15 protein-coding genes are annotated in these 16,047 nt (G+C 68.5%); 9 read left to right on the top strand and 6 right to left on the bottom strand.

The genetic code is table 11. The annotated features are described in order from the left end of the window. Window positions 1-92 precede the first annotated feature (92 nt). The 3 genes from NM1_RS19205 to NM1_RS19195 form a co-directional block, all read right to left on the bottom strand. Window positions 93-1,136, bottom strand: a complete 1,044-nt coding sequence (locus NM1_RS19205; RefSeq protein WP_114699447.1) for an SMP-30/gluconolactonase/LRE family protein — start codon at window positions 1,134-1,136, stop codon at window positions 93-95. Window positions 1,137-1,205: 69 nt separating this feature from the next. Then, window positions 1,206-1,613, bottom strand: coding sequence for a RidA family protein (locus NM1_RS19200; RefSeq protein WP_068021434.1), 408 nt, complete (start codon window positions 1,611-1,613; stop codon window positions 1,206-1,208). A gap of 137 nt (window positions 1,614-1,750) precedes the next feature. After that, complete coding sequence (locus NM1_RS19195; RefSeq protein ID WP_246010825.1) at window positions 1,751-2,197, bottom strand: DoxX-related protein; 447 nt, start codon at window positions 2,195-2,197, stop codon at window positions 1,751-1,753. Window positions 2,198-2,444: 247 nt separating this feature from the next. Between NM1_RS19195 and NM1_RS19190 the strand changes: the two genes are divergently transcribed. The 3 genes from NM1_RS19190 (at window position 2,445) to NM1_RS19180 (ending at window position 6,352) form a co-directional block, all read left to right on the top strand. Then, the gene (locus NM1_RS19190) at window positions 2,445-3,011 is read left to right on the top strand and encodes a TerD family protein (RefSeq protein WP_246010826.1); all 567 of its coding nucleotides are present in this window, start codon (window positions 2,445-2,447) and stop codon (window positions 3,009-3,011) included. Between the two features lie 112 nt (window positions 3,012-3,123). Then, the gene (locus NM1_RS19185) at window positions 3,124-4,881 is read left to right on the top strand and encodes an alpha/beta hydrolase (RefSeq protein ID WP_068021429.1); all 1,758 of its coding nucleotides are present in this window, start codon (window positions 3,124-3,126) and stop codon (window positions 4,879-4,881) included. A 250-nt stretch (window positions 4,882-5,131) separates the two neighbouring features. Beyond that, entirely contained in the window at window positions 5,132-6,352 is a 1,221-nt protein-coding gene (locus NM1_RS19180; protein WP_246010827.1) for an ATP-binding protein, read from the top strand. Between the two features lie 3 nt (window positions 6,353-6,355). On the opposite strand, the gene NM1_RS19175 is transcribed toward NM1_RS19180, so the two are convergent. Beyond that, window positions 6,356-7,297, bottom strand: coding sequence for an oxygenase MpaB family protein (locus tag NM1_RS19175; RefSeq protein WP_068021425.1), 942 nt, complete (start codon window positions 7,295-7,297; stop codon window positions 6,356-6,358). A gap of 152 nt (window positions 7,298-7,449) precedes the next feature. Between NM1_RS19175 and NM1_RS19170 the strand changes: the two genes are divergently transcribed. Next, the gene (locus NM1_RS19170) at window positions 7,450-8,109 is read left to right on the top strand and encodes a TetR/AcrR family transcriptional regulator (RefSeq protein WP_068021424.1); all 660 of its coding nucleotides are present in this window, start codon (window positions 7,450-7,452) and stop codon (window positions 8,107-8,109) included. A gap of 8 nt (window positions 8,110-8,117) precedes the next feature. Here the strand turns inward: NM1_RS19170 and NM1_RS19165 are convergent, their stop codons facing one another. Further along, on the bottom strand, window positions 8,118-8,645 hold the full coding sequence (locus NM1_RS19165) for a DM13 domain-containing protein (protein ID WP_068021422.1): 528 nt from the start codon (window positions 8,643-8,645) through the stop codon (window positions 8,118-8,120). A gap of 210 nt (window positions 8,646-8,855) precedes the next feature. Then, a complete protein-coding gene (locus tag NM1_RS43055) occupies window positions 8,856-9,467 on the bottom strand; it encodes a TetR/AcrR family transcriptional regulator (RefSeq protein WP_068021420.1) in 612 nt (203 codons plus the stop codon). A 73-nt stretch (window positions 9,468-9,540) separates the two neighbouring features. Here NM1_RS43055 and NM1_RS19155 point away from each other — a divergent pair, with 73 nt between their 5' ends. The 5 genes from NM1_RS19155 to NM1_RS19135 all read left to right on the top strand — a co-directional run bounded on the left by NM1_RS19155 (window position 9,541) and on the right by NM1_RS19135 (window position 15,602). Further along, window positions 9,541-10,413, top strand: a complete 873-nt coding sequence (locus NM1_RS19155; RefSeq protein ID WP_068021418.1) for an alpha/beta fold hydrolase — start codon at window positions 9,541-9,543, stop codon at window positions 10,411-10,413. Between the two features lie 43 nt (window positions 10,414-10,456). Further along, a complete protein-coding gene (locus tag NM1_RS19150) occupies window positions 10,457-10,891 on the top strand; it encodes a VOC family protein (RefSeq protein WP_068021417.1) in 435 nt (144 codons plus the stop codon). 474 nt (window positions 10,892-11,365) lie between these two features. Next, a complete protein-coding gene (locus tag NM1_RS19145) occupies window positions 11,366-12,949 on the top strand; it encodes a CocE/NonD family hydrolase (protein WP_068021415.1) in 1,584 nt (527 codons plus the stop codon). A gap of 119 nt (window positions 12,950-13,068) precedes the next feature. Next, window positions 13,069-14,580: a beta-N-acetylhexosaminidase gene (locus tag NM1_RS19140; RefSeq protein ID WP_068021414.1), complete on the top strand. Its 1,512-nt coding sequence runs from the start codon at window positions 13,069-13,071 to the stop codon at window positions 14,578-14,580. Window positions 14,581-15,251: 671 nt separating this feature from the next. Continuing rightward, window positions 15,252-15,602: an HPF/RaiA family ribosome-associated protein gene (locus NM1_RS19135; protein WP_068021412.1), complete on the top strand. Its 351-nt coding sequence runs from the start codon at window positions 15,252-15,254 to the stop codon at window positions 15,600-15,602. The last annotated feature ends 445 nt before the right edge of the window (window positions 15,603-16,047 follow it).

The raw sequence follows: 16,047 nt of genomic DNA, 5'->3' as shown, positions 1-16,047 counted from the left end.
CCGTGCCTCCATATCGGGGATTGCCGGTCCGCCCGCCGCCGAAACCGCGAATCGATGTGCCATATGTCATTTTCCGCCAGCCGGGCGCGGGATCAGGGCAGGCGGCGGATCTCGAAGGGGGCGCTGGGATGTCCGGCGAAGACGTCGGTGAGGCGGCCGGTGAGGACGTAGGCGCCGTGCGGGGTCGCGGTGACGGTGGTGGGGTCCGGGGCGGGCCACGGCTCGTGGCGGGCGACCCGGCGCGCGGAGCGCCAGTCGTCGTCGCTGCGCAGGATCGTGACGCCCGGCTCCGTCTGGGCGGCAAGGCGGTTGGTGACCACCGTGAGGGTGCCGTCGGGCAGCAGCGCGAGGCCGTCCGCCCCGGACATCGGCTGGTCCAGGGCGACCTCGGTGACTCGTTGCGGATCGTCCACCGGTATCCGGAACACCGCGCCGGGGTTGTAGCGCGCCATCAACAGGTAACCGCCGGGATGCCAGGCGATTCCGTTGGGACCCACACCGTCCCGGCCCAGCAGGCCGGGGTTGTTCAGCAGCAACTCGGCGTGGCCCGAGGGATCGACGCGATAGACCGAGCCACCCGCGATATCGGTGACGTAGGCGTTACCGGCGGCATCGACCGCGACGTCGTCGGGCCCGTGCGGATCGGCCGAATCACTATCCTGGCCCCCCATATTCTCGGCGTGCTTTTGGCCGAGATCGACACGGTGGATGAGGGCGCCGGTGGCCAGGTCGAAGATGCCGAGGCCCGCCTGGCGGGCGAAGGTCTTGTCAGAGGTTCTGCTGCCGGTACCCGGATCCTGGTAGGTCGCGAGAATCCGGCCGTGCGCCGCGTCCACCTGGATCCCCAGCGTGGACACCATCACCCCGTCGTCGACGATGGTGCGGACGGTGCCGTCCGGGCGCACCTCGGACACCGTGCCCTCCCCCAGCGACCCGACCAGGAACGTCTGCCGCGTCGGATCCCACGCCACGCCCTCGGGATACAGATGCGACTCGCCCCCGGTGACGACCGCCGGAAACTGCGGCGCCGCCTCCGGTGTGCCGCAGCTCGCCGCCAGCGCGGCCACCGCCGCCCCGCACGACAGCGCCCGCACGGCCTGCCGAAGTTTCGTTGCCCATCGATCTCGCACGACCACCAGCCCCTCCCCGCACTGCCTCGGCGCACGCCACGGTACCGGAGCCGACGCGTCGCGGCCCGGTCGGCGTTACGCCGTCCCGCGGTCGAGGGCGATGACGTCGACCTCGATCAGCCAGTCCGGTTGTGCCAGCGACGAGACCTCGAGCAAGGTGTCGGCCGGGTACGGCTCGGACAGGAACTCCTCGCGCAACTCGATGACCTGCCCCAGGTGAGCGGCCATATCCCGGACCATGATCGTCACCTTGACCACGTCGTCGAGCGTGGCGCCCGCCGCCGCCAGTACCCGTTCGATGTTCCGGAACGCCTGACGCCCCTGCTCCCTGAAACCGCCCTCGACGGTCCTGCCCCGCTCATCGATTCCGGCCTGCCCCGAGACGTACAGCACGCCCCCGGCCCGGATCGCCTGCGAGATCTTGTACGGCTCGTACCAATCCGGCGTCGTTGCGATCCGCTCGATCCCTGCCTTCGTGGACATGACCACTCCTACCGCTCGAGTGCGCCGCAACCGTTGCCTGCGCATGCTCCTGCTCTGAACGCAGTGGAGTTCGGGGCGATTCCCCGCAATGCGGATATCAGATGTGGGCAGCGTCTCGCACCACTACCCGACGTCGATCACGACAGCGACGATCCCGAGGAATCGGACGCGGTCGCGTCGACCTGCGACGGTGAGGCGGGTTTGCGGTCGGCGGCGCTGTGCGCGCCGCTCGGGGCTCCGCTGCGGCCGACCATCCGGCTGCCGAGGAACGCGACGTAGGCGATCAGGCCGATGACACCCAGCGTGCGGGTGCGGCGCAGCGTGATCGCGAGGCCGAGCAGCAGTTCGGTGAATCCATTGCTGTAGGTCCACTGCCGCGTCGACCGGGGGAACGCCACGCGGGTGAGCTGATCGAAGACCTGGGGCGCGGTGAAGTGAGCGGCGCCGGTTCCGGCCAGGCCGAGACCGAACAGCCGGGCGGCGGTGCTGTCGGGGGTGCGCGCGTCGAGCACGACCGGGTTCTTCGGCGTCCTGCCCTCGACCAGCGCCTGGCTCGCCCGGCGCTTCCTCCTCCTGAGCCCCATGATCACTCCTGTCGTCGGTCGGCGGCGCGAATGGCGGCCGCGAACTTGTCTGGGACAGTCTGTCACAGTTTGCCGGGTAAACGCCCGCCGGGCGGCCGCCGTTTCGCGCTGCGAACGCACTGTCTGTTCGATGATCGCATTCCGCTCCGAACCCGCTCCCCCGCAGCCGATTCCGTTAGGGTTGGTGCTCGAGTAGGCCCAGACGTCCGGCACTGTGTCACCGCGGTCCGGGGAGGGGAGCAACGCGGTGCTCATTCCGCTGCACCGATCGAGCGGCGCACCGATCGACCACATCGTCATGGGGCTGGGCTGGGACCCGACACATCCGCGGCAGCGGAAGTCCTGGTGGTGGTGGTTCGGCGGCGGCAAGACCGAGATCGATCTGAACTCGGCCGCGCTGCTGTTCACCGGCGATCAGCTGGTCGACGTCGTCTATCACGAGCGGCTCGGCACCGACGACGGGTCGGTGCGCCATCACGGCGACAGCGTCACCGGCGAGGGTCCGGGCGACGACGAGGTGATCAGCGTCGACTTCACGCGGCTGCCGGAACAGGTGACCACGATCGTGCTGCTCGTGACCTGCTACAGCGGCCAGACGTTCGAAGGTATCGAGCGGGCGTACTGCCGCCTGCTGGACGACGAGGCGGGCATCGAGATCACCCGCTACCGACTGCCCGCCGGGCCGTATAGCGGATTGGTGATGGGAGTCTTGGAGCGCGGTGCCTCTGGGTGGCAGTTCCGGCAGGTAGCGGAGGGCATTACGGCGGCGCATCCGGTCGACGCGGTACCGCTGCTCGGCAAATACCTGCGCTGACCGGCCGCGCCACTACCGCCGAACTCCTCCTCGGCGGCGGGACCGCGCCGGATGCACACGCTCACCCGCGTGGCAACGACAGTCGCCGGGGCCAACCGGCAACACTCTGGTTATGACCGAGGATTCGCTGCCGAAGGCCTCCCTCGGCGCCCGCCTCCTGGATCGGATACGGACCGCCGAGCGCAAGATGCACCCGAGTTATCTCGGTGTGGTGGTCGCGGCGATCTTCTTCGCGTGGTCGGTGTCGCCGTCGCTGCTGCCGCGGACCTGGATCTTCCAGGGGTTGGTCAGCGGGGTGACCGCGGCGATCGGCTACGGCGTGGGCGCGACGCTGGAGTGGATGTTCCGGCGCTGGGTCCGCCCGCGGCTGCCCGCGCTGCCGCAGCGCCTGGCCGCGGTGACCGAACCGTCGCAGGGCGTGCGCGACGCCGTCAAGGTGGCGGTGATCGTGGCGGTCGTCGGCGGCGCCGCCGCGATCCTGGCCCGGTCCGCGCGGTGGCAGCGCGACATCCAGAGCCTGATGGGCATGGACCGGACCACCACCTCCGGATATCTGCGGACCGAACTGCTCGCGTTCGCCACTCTCGCGATGCTCATCCTGCTGTTCCGCGCGCTGCGCTGGGCGGTGAACAAGGTTGCCGGACTGTTGAGTTCGCGACTGCGGGTGCCGCGCGCCCTGTCGCTGGCCGGTGGCGTCGTGGTGGTCGCCGTCGCCATTGTGCTGCTGTTCCAGGGCATTCTGGTGCGGGGCTTCTTCGATGCCGCGAATTCGGCGTTCGGTCTGCGCAACGGCCGCACCTCTCCGGCGGCGGTGCAGCCGCGGCTCCCGGAGCGGTCGGGCAGCCCGATGTCGTTGGCGCCCTGGGACACTCTGGGCTCCGAGGGACGGTGGTTCGTCTCCTTCGTGCCGACGGCCGGGCGCATAGCGGAGGTCACCGGTAAGCCCGCGACGGAACCGATCCGGGTGTACGCGGGACTCGAATCCGCCCCCGACCCCGAGGCCGTCGCCGACCTCGTGGTGCGAGAACTGGAGCGCACCAAGGCATTCGACCGGAAGGTACTGGTGCTGGTGACGACCACCGGAACCGGCTGGGTCGATTCGACCACGGCCGAGTCGATCGAGTACATGTACGGCGGCGACACCGCCATCGCGGCCACCCAGTATTCCTACCTGCCCAGCGTGCTGTCGTTCCTGTCCGACAGGGAGAAGGCGACGCAGGCCGGTCGGCTGCTGTTCGACAAGGTGCACGCCCGCTGGTCCGAACTCCCGCCGGAGGCCCGCCCGAAGCTGCTGGTCTACGGCGAGAGCCTGGGGTCGCAGGGATCCGAGGCCGCGTTCACGGGCCTGGGCGATATCCGCGCGAAGGCCGACGGGGTGCTGTGGGTGGGCCCGCCGAACTCCAACCGCATCTGGACCGAGGTGGAACAGCGCCGCGACCCCGGCACCCCGGAGATCCTGCCCGTCTATGCCGACGGGTTGGTGGTGCGCTTCGCCGCGACCGCCGAGGAACTGAATCAACCTCCGGGGCAATGGCTTTCACCGCGCGTGGCCTATCTCCAGCACGCCTCGGACCCCATCGTGTGGTGGTCGCCGGATCTGCTGTTCGAACGCCCGGACTGGCTGTCCGAGCCGCGCGGACCCGACGTCTCGCGCTCGGTGCGCTGGTGGCCCATCGTCACCTTCTGGCAGATCAGCGCGGATCTCGCACTCGCCCAGAAGGTTCCGTCCGGCCACGGCCACCGCTACGGCACCCTGGTCCTGGACGGCTGGTCCGCCGTGGCCCAGCCCCCGGACTGGAACCCCGAACTCTCCCAACGCATCCGGCAGGCCCTGGACGAAGACTGGGACCGCGAGATCCAGGAGAAGTAGACCCGGCCTACTCTCTCGAGGCCGGGACGCAATGGCCCGGGCACGGCGAGCCGCCCGGTGTGACCAGCGGGGTAGACCCACACGCATATAGACGGCAGATCCACGCGCACCAGAGCGGCAGATCCACGCGTACAATAGCGGCAGATCCACGCGCAAGGTAGCGGCAGATCCACGCGCTACGGCCCGACCAACTGGAGCGCAGATGCAGACATTACTCGGTCGAGCATTGCCTCGACATGCGGAAACCCTGGTGAGCGATGCGCTCGCAGACACTCGCGTAGTGCTGGTGAACGGAGCCCGTCAATGCGGTAAGAGCACGCTGGTTCGTCTCACTGCGAAGGGTAGCGCATCCGAGTGGCGAGACCTCGACACTGCACTGATACGCCAGGCCGCACTGCAGGACCCCGACGGATTCGTCGACTATCGAGATCTGATGGTGATCGACGAGATTCAACGAGCACCGGACCTGCTGCTGTCCATCAAGGCGCAGGTCGACGCGGATCCGCGACCCGGACGGTACCTGCTTACAGGATCGGCCCGGGTGTTGGGTCTGCGGTCGTTGCCCGACACCTTGGTGGGTCGCATGGAGACGATCGAGTTATGGCCGTTCTCCCAGGGAGAGATCGACGGAACACCCGATCGGTTCATCGATGCGGTCTTCGCAGTCGGCAGCAAGCTGCACCATCAGTCCACGGTCTCCCGAATCGAATATGCGGAACGCCTTGTCCGGGGCGGCTTTCCGGAGGCGGTGGCGCGGACCAACGATCGTAGGCGGCGCAACTTCTTCAATTCCTATGTCGGAGACCTGATCACCCGAGACGTCCAACAGCTGTCGGAAATCGAACGCACCAGCGAGATGCGGGCGCTCGTACAGATGCTGGCCGCCCGCTCCGGCCAACTGCTGTCCACCTCGACGCTGGGCAACGAGCTCGGCCTCGGCGCAACAACCGTGAAGAAGTATGTCGCTCTGCTGGAAGAGGTCTATCTGATCAAGCGAATCCCGGCGTGGTCCCGAAACATCAGCAGCCGCGCCACTAGAACTCCGAAGCTGGCATTCGTCGACTCCGGGATAGCGGGCAGCCTGATAGGCACTGATGCCCGCAGCCTGCTGCGCCCAACAGGACAATTCGGCCCCCTCCTCGAGGGATTCGTCCTCATGGAGCTGGCACGCCAGCTGACCTGGTCCGGCGAGGAGGCCGAACTCTTCCATTACCGAACTCGAGACCAGGTAGAGGTCGATGCCGTCCTGGAAAACCGTCGTGGCGAAGTAGTCGGCATCGAAGTCAAGGCAGCATCCACCGTGGGCCCAGGTGACTTCCGCGGACTACGGCATCTTTCCGAACGCCTCGGTGACAATTTCCTGGCCGGGATCGTGCTCCACACGGGATCCCAGACGTTGCCCTTCGGCCCGAAGATGATGGCGATGCCGGTCAGCGCCCTATGGGAGCCTCTCGAGCCCGTGGCCCGCTGACGATCAGCTGGCGAGCGGGCGGGCTCCGCGGACGCTGTACAGCTCGCGGGCCTTGGCAGGGGTGACGGTTTCGGGGGTGGTGGGCGGTTCCATCCGCACGTGCTGCGCGAGGATCTGTCCGGCCATCGGCGCGATGAACGGTGCGGCCTTGATGAGGCCGAACTTGTTGAAACGGGTGAACATCCACACCAGGACCCTGGCGGGAAGTTTGATGCCGAGGTCCACGATGCCGGGGCGGTCGAAACCGCCGAGGCGGCGCATCCATTTCGGCAGCGTCGCGACCGATGCGAGCGAAAGCAACCGGCTGCCAAGGGCATACGAGAGTCCGGCGCCGTTGCGGGGAGAGGTCCACAGCAGGTGATGCATGCCCTCCTCGGCCCGTTCGGAGCTGCACAGACGCGGGCGGACGCGGTCGAAGTAGGCGCGGACCTCCTCGCGGGAGCGGGGCACGTCCTGCGGCTTGCAGGTCTGCAGTTCGGCCGCGATCGCGCACTCCTGCCAGTACCGCGCCTCCTCCTCGGGGGCGAGCGGGCCGGGACCGAACATCTCGTAGGCCTTCAGGACCGAATGCCAGCCGGTGATGTGGATCCACAGCTGCGTCTCGGGGCTGTTGGCGGCGTAGCGCCGGCCGCTGATGGGCTCGATGCCCGTCATCGTGGCGTGCACCTGCATCAGATGCTCGGACGCCCGAATCGCGGTGCGGCCGTCGCCGATCGCGACGATCAAGAAGTAGGCGAACGTGTTGTCCAGGCGGCTGCGGGGGTCGCTGTAGATCCCGCGGGCATCGGCGACGGCCGCGGTCAGGAACGGGTCGAAGTGCTCGAGGACGACCGCGCGCTGGAAGCCGATCACCGCCGTCGGGGCGGTCCAGATCTTCCAGCTGGGCGAGTCCGGGCCGAAGAACCCGAAGTCGTCCCGGCGAAGGGTGGTCGGATCGAAGCCCATCAGCTACTCCTTTGTGCGCTGCCGCGGCGAATACAACGCCACCGTAGCAATTGCGCGCGATGAATACAACGGTCGAGTAATATTCGGACCGGGACCGCCCGCACCTTCGGGTGCGAGTGCTGACACGATGGGCCGTAGGAGGTGAGGTTGCGGTGACGAAATCCCGCGGCGCGGCCGGTCGGCCACGGCGCCGCTACGCGCCGCGCCTGCCCCGCGAGCAGCGGCGCGCGCAACTGCTCGACGCCGCGTTCACCGTGTTGAGCCGCGTGGAGCTGCACGAGCTCAGCATGGAGGCCGTCGCGGCCGCGGCCGGAGTGGGAAAACCCGTGCTCTACACCGTGTTCAAGACGCGCGCCGAATTGGTGGAGGCGCTGCTCGAGCGCGAGCGTGAGCGCGGCCTCGAACAGGTGGCCACCACCCTGCCCACCGACCTGATCGGCGCCGACCCGGTGACCGCGGCCTCGGCGACGATCGAGGCCTTCGTCGGTGTGGCACTGGATAATCCGACCAGGTGGCGCCTGATCCTCGCCACCCCCGGCAGCGCCCCGGACGAATACCGTGCGGCACTGCGGAGTTCGCGCACCGGCATCTTCGACCAGGCCGAGGCGCTGGTCCGGATGGGCACCGCCCTCGATTCACGATGGGCCGCAGTGGATTCCGCGCTGCTGACGAATTCCCTGCTGAGCATCGCCGAAATGCTCGGCACCCTCGCGGTCAGCGAACCGGACGCCTATCCCAAGGAGCGCCTGGAGGAGTTCGTGCGCTCCATCGTCGGCCTACTGGTCGGCGTCCCCGCCGCCGAGCGGCAGTAACGACGCCCTCAGCTCAGTTGCGCCGCACCGAAGGACACGTGGAAGCGCTGGCACCAGATGCTGACGCTGGTGAGCACATTCAGATCCACATCGGGCGGAATGACGTAGTTCTGGCTTCCCTTGTTGCCCTTGAGGCTGCCGAGGTCCTCGTGCCGCCCGTCGTCGAAGACGAACCAGCCCGCGCGGCCCTCCAGGACGGGTGCGTCGGTGAGCCACACGTGCAGGTCCGGCCCATCGGAGGTATCGAGATTCTCGAGGCGCAAAACCCTACTGCCGTCCGGCAATTCGACAACGACGACGCTGCCCGAGGTGCCGTGCTCGTGTGAGACGAACTCGCCGCGGGACAGGATCCGCGGTTCCTGCCGAAGTTCGGCCCCGGCGGTGACCGCAACGGTCGGCGCCGCCTCGTCCACCACCGTGTTGGTGAACAACCGCCACGGCTGGAACAGGGCCAAGCCGACACCGACCCCGATCACTACGATCACGGCCAATGCCCAGGTAATGCGCGAGCGGGCGATCTTACGTACAGATGGCATTTCGGTCCTCCGGACAACGCACGGGTCTTGACCAACTCAACCGCTTCGGCCGCCGGATCGAGCCCGATCCGTGCCGGTCGTCACCGATTCGTCAGACTTCGGGACAGTGCACCCGGGACCACCCAGCCCTGGTTCCATCAGCTGGGCCCGTCCAATCGCGTCGAGGTCCGCCGCATCGACCTGACCCCGGACCTGCCGAGCGTTCCGGGTCTACATCCCCCGCTGCCCCGCCAGTACCTCGCGGAGTGTCTCGACCCACCAATCGAGCATCCGAGCCCGCACGTCTCCGAGCCCGACGCTTCTGCGAAATTCGTCGCCGAACAACGGATCCATCGCGACGGCCTGATGCAGTGCGGCCACCGTCACCTGAACCTCCTCGCGCGACGGGGGTGTGCGGCCGGTGCCCGCGCACTGCTCCCGCGCCTGCGCGTGCAGCCGGTCCACGACGTCGTCGAGCATGCCGAGGCCGGTGTCGCGCCACCCCGAGCGATGTAGGGCGAGCGCCAGTTCGGCGTAGCCGTCGGCATAGAGCGCGGCCAAGGTATGGACCAGCGTCGCCGGATCGACCGGGCCCTCGGCCCACGCGCCGACGACGCCGTCCAGTTCGGCCTTCAGCGTGGCCCCGCCGAAACGCAACAGCGCCTCCAGCAGCTGCTCGCGGGTGCCGAAGTGGTGATTGACGGCGGCATCGGAGACCCCGACCTCGGCGGCGACGGCGCGCACCTGCACCGCGGCAGGACCGCCCGCCGCCAGCAGCCTGCTCGCCGCCTCGAGAATCAGGCGCTTGGCCTCGTCGGGTTTGCGTCGTACGCGGGCTGGCACACTTCCGATACTACCTTGACTGGTCAAGGTATGCCGTCCTACCTTGGAGCCCCAAGGTATCGGAGGTACCGCCGTGCACCACACAATTCCCGCGCTGACCGAACTGGCGGCCGATCTCGGTGTCACAGCCCACGATCCGGCCCCGCCGCGCGCCTTCCGATATCGCCGCGCGGACTGCTCGCTGCACGGATTCGACTGGGGCGGAACAGGTTCGGCGGTCTTCCTGCTACACGGCGGCAGACTGACCGCGCACACCTGGGATCTGGTGTGCCTCGAGCTGCGCACCGGCGTACGTCCGGTCGCACTGGACTTACGCGGCCACGGCGACAGCGACTGGTCCACGGACTACCGCCCCGCGACGATGGCCGCGGACGTGATCGCCGCGGCCGATCACCTGGGCCTGGACCGGGTGCACCTGGTGGGAATGTCACTGGGCGGAGTCGTCGCGGCCCATACCGCCGAGGCCCACCCCGACCGCGTCGCGAGCCTGACGCTGGTCGACGTCGCGCCCGGCGTCGATTTCGACAGCACCCGCCGCATGCGCGCGTTCATCACCGGGCTCGGCCCCGTACGGAGTCTGGACACCGTGGTGGACGAGGCCATGCGGGTCAGTCCCCGCGCTCACCGCGCGACCGTCGCCTATCGGATGAGCACCCTGTTCCGCCGCGGCCCGGGCGGCGAGTGGGTCCCCAAGGCCGACCCGAGCCCGCCCGACTTCCCCGCCATTCTCGCGGCGGTGGATCGCCTCGCCGCGCAAATCACCGGCGTCCCGGTGCTGCTGGTGCGCGGCGCCCGCAGCCGAGTGCTCGGCCGGGCCGCGGCCGAACGACTCGTCGCACAGGTCCCCGGAGCGAAGCTGGTATCGATACCGAACGCGGGCCACAACGTCCAGGAGGACAATCCCGCCGCACTCGCCGCGGCCCTGCGCACGTTTCTGAGTGTGTGACAAAAGGTCAGGCGTTCCGGCCGGGACGGCTACCATGCGACGCATGGCCATCAAACTCGAGAACGTCGCCATCGCCGTTCGCGACCTCGAAGCGACGATCGCCTTCTTCACCGATCTCGGGCTCACGGTCCTCGGCCGCGACACGGTCAGTGGTGAGTGGACCGACACCGCCGTCGGCCTCGACGGCAACCACGCCAAGATCGCCATGCTCCAGACGCCCGACGGTCACGGCCGCCTCGAACTCTTCGAGTACATCCACCCCGAAGCGATCGAGACCGAGCCCACCCGCCCCAACGAGATCGGCATGCACCGCGTCGCCTTCTCGGTCGATGATATCGACGCGGCCCTCGAGACAGCCGCGAAGCACGGCTGCTATCCACTACGCGGCGTGGCGACCTATCAGGACATCTACAAGCTCACCTACGTGCGCGGCCCCAGCGGCATCATCGTCATGCTCGCCCAGGAGCTGAAGAAATAGCGGCCGTCCAGCTTCGATAGGGCGAGTCATCGCCTCGCGGTCGAGACCGGACCCCGGCTTGCGGCGTGGCGATACCCGCTGCCGCGCACGGAATTCCGGCCGCCTGCGCCAGCCAACCGCTTTCGACACCGGCAGCTCTCGGCCGACCTCCTGTCTTGGGCAGCCGACGGATCCGTGGAACCGATTGCCCGAGTTGCGCTGGTGAAACTCCGTGAGCGGCTTGCTCATTGATGATTGATTGAGTGGTGGACAGAGCAGAAACGAGCAAGTACTCTACGACCAATCGATTGCGGCCCGCGCAACCACGGCGGCCGATCGGGATTCGTCCGTTACGTCGTTAAGGGTCCGCCCATGCACGGTGACCTTCCCGCCCCCGACCTGATCGGCACGCTCTCCGGCTATCTGCTCCTGATGCCGCTCTCGCTGGCACACAACCTGCAACTGCTGTTCGCGACGGTGTTCTGAGGGGGAATCGTGCCGAAACGCCTGTTCGCCGTGACAGTGGCAGCCATACTGGCCGCCGCGATCATCGCGGCCTGCGCACCGCGGGTCGTCGCCGTACCGATTCCCGGCGCACAGGCGACCACCCTGTTCGTCCCCGGCGCCGACGGCGTCCTGCTCAATGCCGTCATCACGGCACCGCCAGACCTCGCCGAGCACAAGAACCCGCTGGTCCTGCAGCCGTCGGGCTGGGGTATGCCCGCGATGGGCAGCATCGGATCGGCCTACAGGCTCTCCAGCGGAGCAGGTTTCGTCTCCATCGAGTACACCGCGCGCGGCATGTATCTGTCCGGCGGCGAGGTGGATCTGCTGGGCGACCGGGACGCTCGGGACGCCTCGGCCGTAATCGATTGGGCGATAGCGAATCTCAATGTCGATCCCGATCGCATCGCCATCGCCGGCGGCTCCTACGGCGCGGGCCTGAGCCTGCTCGCGGCCGCGCACGACCCCCGAATCAAGGCCATCGTTGCGGATTCGCCGCCCGCCGACGGAACCGCGGCGCTCGCCCCGAACGGCACCCTGAAGACCGGCGGGCCTGCGGCACTGGCCTTGACGGGCGCGTCGACCAACCGATTCAGCCCCGAGATGACCGCCGCGGGACTGCACGCGATCCTGACCACCGACCCGAGTTCGCTGGCGGCGCTGACCAATACGCGACTGCTGGCCGACGCCGTCGACACACTGAACGCGAACGGGACCGCGGTGTTCCTCGCCCACGACTGGCAGGACTCGCTGCTGCCGGTCGGCCCGGTGTTCCACCTGTTCGACCGGTTGACGGGGCCGAAGATGCTGTACCTGCAGCCGGGCGACCACTCCACCGGCGGCGGGCCCGGCCAGGTGGCGGGCCTGCCGAATCCCGTGTGGGATGCGGGGATTCGCTGGCTCGACCACCACCTCAACGGCGCCCCGAACGGCATCGACACCGAGCCCGTCGTCAATCTCGCCCCGGCCGATGGCGGCCCGTACGACGGCTATCGCTCCGTCGCCGACGCGGTGCCGGCCGCACAGGCATTCCCGCTGTCCGCTCCGGCAGCCGGGGTGCTCGGCGCCGATCCGGGCGATAGCTGGAGTCAGCCACTGCGTTCCGGCGCCACCACCGCCGTATCCGCCGTCCCCTACGTCACCGGATCGCTGGCGCAGCTCGGATCGGCGCCGCCGATCCCGCTCGGCAGCGTGGACCGCACTCTCGCCGGGGTCTGGCACACCGCGCCGTTCGACGCGGGGGCTCGGATCGCCGGAAGTCCGCGGCTCGATCTCACCGTCATCCCACCGACCGCCGATCTCAGCCTGTTCGGCATTCTCTACGACGAGGCTCCCGACGGCTCCGGCACGCCGGTCACATACTGGCCGATCACCCGGCACGACCTGCGGCCCGGGCAGCCGAACGCCGTCGCGTGGGAGCTGTCGCCCACCTACTGGAAGCTCGCACCGGGCCACCGGCTGGCGCTCACGGTCACCTCGCAGGATCCGGTGCCGTTCGTCAGCGCGACGCCGGTGGGGAGCACCGTCACCTTCGCCGCGCCGTCGACGGTCGAGATACCAGTGGGGGCAGCGTGAATCGGGCCGCGGAGCGGTGGCGCGCAGTCGGCTCGAGTCGCGTTGCGGACCGGCAGCGCTCATTCCGGTGCGGTAGTGCGGAATTTCGCGGCACACTGTTGATAGCTTCGGTAATTCTGTTGTCCGCGAGCCTCTTTCAGGTAGCACCCGCCCGAGCGGATTCCGGCGTCGCGCTGCCCGCGACCGTGCCGTCGGTGCAGCAGTGGTCGCCGGGACAGGGCCGCTTCCAGCTCGGCGACGTGGCACGCCTCGTTGCCGAGGGCTCGGCCGAACCCGTGGCCCGCCGCCTTGCGGACGACATCGCCCGATCCACACGGCGGATCCTCGCCGTCACCGAAACCGCATCGCGCCCAGGCGATGTGGAGTTGCGTCTGGCCGACTCCGGTCCGGCGGAACCGGAGTCTTATCGCATCGAGATCGGCGACACCGTCACGGCGACGGCCCGTACCCGCGAAGGTCTCGTGCACGCCGCCCAGACACTGCTGCAATGGTTCGGGGCGACGGCGGCTCTGCCGCGCGGCCTAGTCGAGGATCGGCCGGACTATCCCGAGCGCGGCCTGCTGCTCGACGTCGGCCGCCAGTTCCTGACCGTCGACTGGATCAAGCAGCGGATCCGCGAGATGGCCTACTACCGAATGAATCTGCTGCACCTGCATCTGTCGGATGTAGGCGGATTCCGGCTGGCCAGTGCGACCCATCCGGAGATCACCTCACCGCAGCACTACAGCCGCGGCGATATCGACGAGATCGTTTCCTACGCAGCGGAATACGGTATAGAAGTGCTCCCCGAGATCGACTTCCCCGCGCATATGAACGCGATCCTCGAACCGCATCCCGAACTGAAATTGCGCCCCGCGCAGACCTCTCCGGCCGACGCGGCCGCCGATACCCTGCTCGCCGGGAGCGCGGAGGGCCGACTGGATCTGTCCCGGCCCGAATCGTATCGGCTGGTCGAGGATCTGCTGCGCGAGTTCGTGCCGCAGTTTCCCGGGCGCTCCTTCCACATCGGCGGCGACGAATACGTCCGCGACTACGGCCGGTACCCCCAGCTCGGTGACTACGCCCGCGCCACCCTTGGCCCCGAATTCACCGCCGAGGACCTCACCGTGGACTTCTTCAACTGGGAGGCCGAAATCGTGCGGTCCTACGGGAAGACCGCGCGCGTCTGGAACGACGGCATACCCGACAGCGCCCGCATCCCGGTCGACCCGTCGATCACGGTCGAGTACTGGACCGGCGGAAACCTGCTGCCCTGGGCGGGCGGCGCACGGACCCCCGAACAGCTGGTCGACGAGGGACATCCGATCGTGAACGCCGCCTTCACCCCCACCTACTTCGCCACCGGCGGCTACGCGCAGCCGCTGAACTCCCCGCCGGAACTCCTCTTCGCCTGGGACCCGGCCGTTTTCGTCACCGGCGCCCGACTGCGCCCCGACCAGCGCTCCCGCCTGCTCGGCGCGAAACTACACATCTTCTGCGACGACCCCACCGCCATGACCGAGCAGCAGATCACCGCCCCGGTACAGGAGCGACTACCGATCCTCGCGCAACAACTCTGGTCCGGCACCGACGGCATCGCCTACCCCGACTTCACCACCAGAGTCCGCACCACCGCACTGCCTCCATACTGATCCCCGCACCTCGCACACTCACACGCCCACACACGCCTCCCGCACCGAGCACACTCACACACCCAGTACTCCGCAAACGCTCCCACACCGCGCACACACTCCAGCACCGGTACCCCACACGCACTCCCGCACTCCGCACACACCTCCGCGCCCGCCGCACTTCAGCACCCGCCGCGCTACCGCACCGCAGCCACAACACTCGGTACCCCACACGCACTCCCCGCACCCCACAAACACCCCAGCACCCCGCCGCGCTACCGCACCGCACACACACCACAGCACCCATTCCCCCACACACCCCTGCACCCCACAAATACCGCCGCACTTCGCACACACCCCCGCATCCACACGCACTCCCGGACTCAGCACACACCCCGCATCCACACGCACTCCCGGACTCAGCACACACCCCGCGCCCCGCCGCACTCCGTGCCCCACACACGCTCCCGCACCCCGCACGTACTCCCGCACTCCGTGTCCCACTCACACTCACGCACCCCGTGCGCGCCCTCGCACCCCGTACACGTGCTGCAGCGGGTGCGGGAACGAAGACGGGGTGCGGGAGAGCGACAAGATCACTTCGGGCGACTGCCGGGCTACTGTGGAAATCGGTGGTCCACGACCACGCGGGCCCAAGGGCGGGTTCGTCGGCTATCGGAACGGACACGCGCATGCAGATTCAGGTCAACACCGACAGCACCATTACCGGCAGCGCCGACCTGGTCCAGCAGGCCGAGGCGACGATCGGCACCCACCTCGAACGCTTCGCCGACCAACTCACCCGCGTCGAGGTCCACCTCAGCGACCAGAACGGGGCCAAGGGCGGGTCCGACGACATCAAATGCGTGCTGGAAGCGCGTCCGGCCGGCCAGCCCCCGGTCGTGGTCACCCACCGCGCAGGCTCCGTCGAGGCCTCCTACACCGGCGCCGCCGAGGAAATGAACCGCCTGCTCACCAGCCGCTACGGCAAACTCCGCCACACCAAGGGCGGCGAATCCATCCGCCACCTCCCGGTCGACTAACCGAACCGCCACCGACGCCCCTGACCTCGGGCGCCGGTCGACCAGTTCCCCCGCCCGGTTCGATCACCGCAGACCGATGGCCCCGACGCGGCCGATGGTCGTCGTGCCGTCCGGGTTGTCACCGCCGCGACCGCACAGACCGGCTCCAGTCCACTCCACGTCATGGCGGGCCAGAGTTCGGCACCGGCCTTGCGCGCCGCGAAATGCGGCTGTGCAGTCCGGATTGTCACCGCCACAACCGCACACACCGGCTCCGGTCGATCTCGACCTCGTGGCGGGGCGGAACCTTGGCGCGGTTCGGACTGTGCAGTGCCGGGGAGGCCGTTGCGCGGAGCCGACGACCTGGTCGAGGCCGGGCACGGCCCGGCCGACGTGGCCTCCTTCGGGCGCGCGCTATCATTGTCGGCGTGTCTACCCCCCGAGTTTCTTAGCTGAGGACCTGTTT

Origin of the sequence: Nocardia mexicana NBRC 108244, from assembly GCF_001613165.1 — a bacterium.
GTDB lineage: Bacteria > Actinomycetota > Actinomycetes > Mycobacteriales > Mycobacteriaceae > Nocardia > Nocardia mexicana.
This window is presented reverse-complemented; position numbering and strand designations above follow the sequence as displayed.

Excerpts from the sequence above, each read along its gene's own strand:
- NM1_RS19200 (WP_068021434.1), bottom strand. The coding sequence starts at position 1,613 with ATGTCCACGAAGGCAGGGATCGAGCGGATCGCAACGACGCCGGATTGG.
- NM1_RS19195 (WP_246010825.1), bottom strand. The coding sequence starts at position 2,197 with ATGGGGCTCAGGAGGAGGAAGCGCCGGGCGAGCCAGGCGCTGGTCGAG.
- NM1_RS19185 (WP_068021429.1), top strand. The coding sequence starts at position 3,124 with ATGACCGAGGATTCGCTGCCGAAGGCCTCCCTCGGCGCCCGCCTCCTG.
- NM1_RS19175 (WP_068021425.1), bottom strand. The coding sequence starts at position 7,297 with ATGGGCTTCGATCCGACCACCCTTCGCCGGGACGACTTCGGGTTCTTC.
- NM1_RS19165 (WP_068021422.1), bottom strand. The coding sequence starts at position 8,645 with ATGCCATCTGTACGTAAGATCGCCCGCTCGCGCATTACCTGGGCATTG.
- NM1_RS19150 (WP_068021417.1), top strand. The coding sequence starts at position 10,457 with ATGGCCATCAAACTCGAGAACGTCGCCATCGCCGTTCGCGACCTCGAA.
- NM1_RS19135 (WP_068021412.1), top strand. The coding sequence starts at position 15,252 with ATGCAGATTCAGGTCAACACCGACAGCACCATTACCGGCAGCGCCGAC.